General features: G+C 38.2%; 5 protein-coding genes. 2 read left to right on the top strand and 3 right to left on the bottom strand.

Annotated features, from left to right (window positions below):
- Nucleotides 1–293: 293 nt before the first annotated feature.
- Nucleotides 294–893, bottom strand: a complete 600-nt coding sequence (locus ACTHJT_RS08510) for an SGNH/GDSL hydrolase family protein (protein ID WP_440237595.1) — start codon at nucleotides 891–893, stop codon at nucleotides 294–296.
- A 113-nt stretch (nucleotides 894–1006) separates the two neighbouring features.
- Here ACTHJT_RS08510 and ACTHJT_RS08505 point away from each other — a divergent pair, with 113 nt between their 5' ends.
- Together ACTHJT_RS08505 and ACTHJT_RS08500 are read left to right on the top strand one after the other, a co-directional pair.
- Nucleotides 1007–3763 (top strand): WG repeat-containing protein, encoded by a 2757-nt coding sequence (locus ACTHJT_RS08505; RefSeq protein ID WP_440237594.1) that lies wholly within the window; start codon nucleotides 1007–1009, stop codon nucleotides 3761–3763.
- Nucleotides 3760–4116: a hypothetical protein gene (locus ACTHJT_RS08500; protein WP_440237593.1), complete on the top strand. Its 357-nt coding sequence runs from the start codon at nucleotides 3760–3762 to the stop codon at nucleotides 4114–4116. Before ACTHJT_RS08505 ends, ACTHJT_RS08500 begins: the two co-directional genes overlap by 4 nt.
- A 100-nt stretch (nucleotides 4117–4216) precedes the next feature.
- Here the strand turns inward: ACTHJT_RS08500 and ACTHJT_RS08495 are convergent, their stop codons facing one another.
- Both ACTHJT_RS08495 and ACTHJT_RS08490 read right to left on the bottom strand, forming a co-directional pair.
- Nucleotides 4217–4948 (bottom strand): hypothetical protein, encoded by a 732-nt coding sequence (locus ACTHJT_RS08495; protein ID WP_440237592.1) that lies wholly within the window; start codon nucleotides 4946–4948, stop codon nucleotides 4217–4219.
- A 53-nt stretch (nucleotides 4949–5001) separates the two neighbouring features.
- On the bottom strand, nucleotides 5002–5257 hold a 256-nt coding region (locus ACTHJT_RS08490), incomplete at its 5' end, for a DUF6691 family protein (RefSeq protein WP_440237591.1).

Raw genomic sequence — 5257 nt, 5'->3', positions numbered from 1 at the left:
AAATGTGCAAAACTAACCATAAATACCATTTATAAAACAACAAATTTAAATTCACCAAAACCATTATAACAGGAACAACATATTGAATTACAAAAACACAACTCTATGCTACCTGTTACAACAGTGCATAATTAGCATTTTCAAATGAGTTAAAATGAACCAATGAATTATTTAATCGTTATGAATTCAACTAATACATCCTAAAAAATCACAAAAAATTAACCTTAATAAATAGGTAAATACTTGTGCCAGCGGGTGAATTGTTTTTTGTTATTTGGAATTTGATATACTATCTATCCGTTCTGCATAATCAATTCTACCCATAGTTTATACATCTTTGCAGATGGGTGCAGGCCGTCACCAGCCACCAGATCAGGCTCTGTTAAACCTCTTTGGGAGATTGGTGTAATGTTGTAGTATTTCAGGCCCAGGGAGTCGCTCACCTGTTTATTAACCGCATTGAATTCTTTAATCTGAGCTGAAATCGAAACCTGGTTATTTTCGCCAAAAGGTGTGTAGCCATAATCCGGAATGGATACTATAAACACATGTTCTTTTTTACCACCGGCGAATTGAATGGCACGGTTTGCCAGTTCAATGAATTCACTTTTATATTCAACAATGCTTTTGCCCTGGTATTGATTGTTTACCCCGATCAGCAGTGAAACCAGATTAAATGTATCTTTCAAACCGGAAGTTTCTATGGCTGCTTTCAGGTTAGCTGTAGTCCAACCGGTGCGGGCAATGATCTTATAAGAAGAAACAGGTACATTTTTATCTTTGAGTGCCTGAAAAAGCTGCGCCGGGAAGTTGTCGGATGCCGGTACACTTTCGCCGATTGTGTATGAATCTCCCAGCGCCAGGTAACGGATAGGCTCAGCAGGCGTTATCATCTCATTATTCATTTTACAAGATAATAATACCATAAATAGAATTAAAATTTTACTGATTTTTAAAATCATAAAACTAATGTATTTTTAAGTTTAAAGCAGTTCTTTTTACCCCTATGAAAACGAAACAGATACTTACCGTCTTTTTTTTGTGCCTATTTTTTTCATTTACAACAATACAAACCCGTGCACAGCTGAATCTTTTAAAAGACAATAAAACCTGTTTATATGGATATACGGATTCCGCCGGCAATTGGATTGTGCCGCCGCAATTCGACCAGGCCGAAGAATTTTATTACAGAAAGTGTGCGATTGTCTCTGTTAACGAATTAAGCGGACTTATCGATACTGAAGGAAAGATTATACTTCCTCTTGTTTATTCTGAAATTAAAGAGCAGTCTTCCTTTTATATTTTACGGAAAGATTCACTCTATTCTGTTTTTGATTACACATCCGGAAAATTCGTCATAACCGATATACCTTATAAGATCAAATACTTCAGCAGAGGCTATGTAATTGTCCAGACTGGCAAATCACAGGGCCTGTATTACAAAGGTGAATTGATTATTTCAAATGTCGATCATATCCGGTTTGACAGATACAATCTCGCAGAAATCAAGACCAGGGAGCAGGAGAGTGAAAGAATAAAACTGTTTGATCTTACAAAGAACCGGTTCATTACTACCAATGCATATTCAAGAATTGACGTATACGATTCCCTGTGCTTCATCATTCAAAAAGATAATTTTTATGGCGCCATCAACCGCAATGATAAAATAATCATTCCTTTTGTATATGATGAATATCAGAATCTTTCGTCTGAAGGCAGTTATTCATTTATACTAACGAATACTGCAAAAAACCGGAGCGTACTATTCGACAAAACAGGAAAGCAGCTTACAAAGAAAAAATACAATACGATCAATAGTGATGAACGCGTGTATGGTCCGCAATCATTTATTGCCCGTTACAAAAGCAAATACACGCTTATTGACCTGAATGGCAGAGAGCTTGTACCCTGCATCTATGATACCATTACATTGCTTGAAAGAAGCAACAACACATTCGTATATATCCTGCGCTCTGCAAAAGGTTTTCAGATTGCAAATCTTGAAGGCAAACCACTCAATACCGGCTACTATCCGAACATCAACTTCCTTCGCAACCTCTATGCCTATACACCTGAGTATTATGAAGACGGTACAGAAAATTATGAACATGAACTGGAGTATACAGAACCGCTACCGCTGCTGATAACGATCCACGCCGATAGCAGTATTACCTGGCTTGACCTCTTATCAGAAACAGAATATCACTACCCGGATACGATATCTACCCTTGAGGATGAAAATCTTTCATGCAGCGGACTTATTTATTACGAAGGAAAATATGGTCTTATTTCTCCGGACATGGAACATATACTGCTTCCAACCTACGATTTTATCATGCCTTTCAAAGATGAACGCAGACAAACAAACATTATACACAACGGTCTGTTCGGTATCATTGATATAGAAGGAAAAACCATTATTCAACCTGAACATGTGTTCATTGAACAGAGTCCCTTTTCAGAAGAATCTTTTATTATAAAAAACAACGAAGAAGCCTGGGGAATCATAAGTGCTGACAATGAAACAATAATCCCTTCAACATATAGCGCAATCACTGGCTATGACGCGGAGATGGACTATTTCTGGGGCATTCCCATGGATGCAATGTATTGGAAAATTCTGGATAAAAATGAAGAACTCAAAAGTGACCTGTCCTTCATGTATCCTATATCCTTATCAGAAACAGATTACGCGGTAGTGCGGACATTTGTTAATGAAGATGAATTCCGGTCAGGCGTGATCAATTGCCAGACACTTGAATTATTTATTCCGTATAAATACCATAAAATTAAAAAAATCAACGACAGCATATTCATGTGCTATGAAAATACAAGCACAGACAGTCCTTTTGGCTGTGATTTATATATCCATAATCATCGTATCGATTCTGTAAACACCATCACATTTCTTCCCAATAACATCCTGGCGATAAACAAAAATAACCGCTGGGGATATTTCACCGGCAATGACTGGCTTATACCTGCTGAGGAGAATACAGGCAAGAAGATTAAAGACCATATACGAATACTGAACATTCCTTTTTCAAACGAAAGTGAATCACTTTATTCTGAATGGTCTTCCGTAAACCTTTCCGTTGACACCTTAAATACATCTCCGATCCGGATACTCACAAACAATAAAGCGCTGCAGGTATACTGCAATACCCTTGCAGAAGAATCTTCCGATGAAGAAACTTCAGCCTATCCCTCCATAACAGTCTTTGACGATACATACATCTCAAACCTGATGGATGAAAAAGCAACCATTGAAGATGAAGAGTTTTATAACTGGGTCGGCTACAATTCCGGTTCGTATGCCACTACTGATATTAAAGCCGTTGTAATAACGGAACATCTATCAGAGGTACGGTACTACTATAACAGAGAGGATCGATATGGCAATTACATTATTCACATTGATACAACCTTTACTATAAAAAACAATGTACTTGTACCTGTATCCTTGGGTGATATTACCAACCACATTAAAAGCAACAGTATGCTCAGCAGTCTGCTGCTTGTGCAGCTGGATTCGCTGCGCGACATTCAGTTGCCCTGCACCGACCGCGAAAATATTGTAGAGCTTGCTGATGCCTGGCAGCTGGAAAAAGACGGCATCCATTTCTTTTATACCGATGAACGCGATAACGATTCATACGATTACGAAGAAATTGAAGTCGTACTGCTGTATGCAGATCTGATTAAACAATTTAAAAACTCCCCATATCTAAAAGAACTTTACGAAAACTCCTTAAAACAATGAATTCAAAATCCATTACTAAATTCTGCATTTTCATCTTAACTATTTTCATTGCTGAGATTGTATCAACGATTGCAAAAAACTACCTGAACATTCACACCGGTTATAAAGATCCGTATCGTTTAACCGCTATACAAATGGGAATTATTGTTGTGATCTACTACCCCATCTTTACTTTTCTGGGCAGTGTAGCAGAAATGATCTCCAAAGGTTTTGTAAAGAAAACAAAAAGCGTATTCAGCGGCATACCAGGCATCATCATTGCATTCGCATTGGGTCTGCTCATCTGCTTCGGAATATTTTTAAAGCTGTGGCACCATATAAATCTGATTGAGGTAGTTTGGCATAAATTTTAATGAAATTCCAAATAACAAAAAACAAATTCCAAACGAATGAAATTTACGCTCGTTTGGAATTTGTTTTTTGTTATTTGGAATTTACACTGCAACAGCAAAGTTAATACTTTTTCGTATACTTAACTACCTCGTCTTTGATCCATTTTTCAGTTAGACAATTATCTTTAAATAAATGTCCTGAAACATAAATATTAGAACCCCAGAACGTCATAGACTCTTCGATTGGTTCATCAACAACCATAGTGGGTGCAAAATAGGAAGAATGTACAAAGCGGATCTGTCCCTGGTATTTAACGATTAGCGCACTGTGATTCTTTAAGCCTACTACCCAGATATCATCCGGCTGACTTTTTATTAATTGAAGCAACTCTTCTCCTTTATATACTTTGTAAGAAGTATCACACAAAGAATTTACCATATAGGCGGAATAATTGGTGGCCATCTCATGCGAATTCTCAAGCTTACAGCCAAGCTGTTTGAGAGTCGTTACAACAAAATGCCCGCAGGCAATCGAGCTGTCGCCGGGGATTTGGGTCTCCCCGTAAAACTCCCACTTCGTACCTAGCCAGAAAGGAATAAGCTTTTTATAATATGTTTCTATCAGATACGCTTCGGTATTTTTCACACATTGTGTTTGGTCATCTGCCTTATTGTATACCTGAAAGATAGAATCGCGTGAACGACTGATCTGCTTCAGTAAAATATTATACGCTGCAGTATCAGCCTTTGCTTCCGTTGCCGCAGAATGATTCATACTACGAAACGACAAACTCAGAAGTACAAGTAAAACACCTGCAATGGCACATATAGATTTTAATAACAGACTACGCATGCACAGATTTTTCAGACGTTTGGAATTTGTTTTTTGTGTTTTGGAATTTCACATCATTGCGGCAGTTTATCCTTCACCACCCCATACACAAACGTACCGGCGATAGCAGACAGGATTGCCACAAGCATTACCTGCACGCCATTACCAACCAGCGCAAACATAGGTCCCGGACAAGCGCCGGTTAAGGCCCAGCCCAGTCCGAAAAGACTACCGCCCGGCAATAAACCTTTGTGGTATTCTTTGCTGATCAAACGGATGTCTTCACCACCGAACGTTTTCAGATTGAATTTCCTGATCAGGAAAACAGAC

The sequence above is a fragment of the Cytophaga sp. genome, from assembly GCF_051961495.1.
Classification (GTDB): domain Bacteria; phylum Bacteroidota; class Bacteroidia; order Cytophagales; family Cytophagaceae; genus Cytophaga.
Note: the sequence above shows the minus strand (reverse complement) of the source record. Positions and strands in the feature narration are given on the sequence as shown.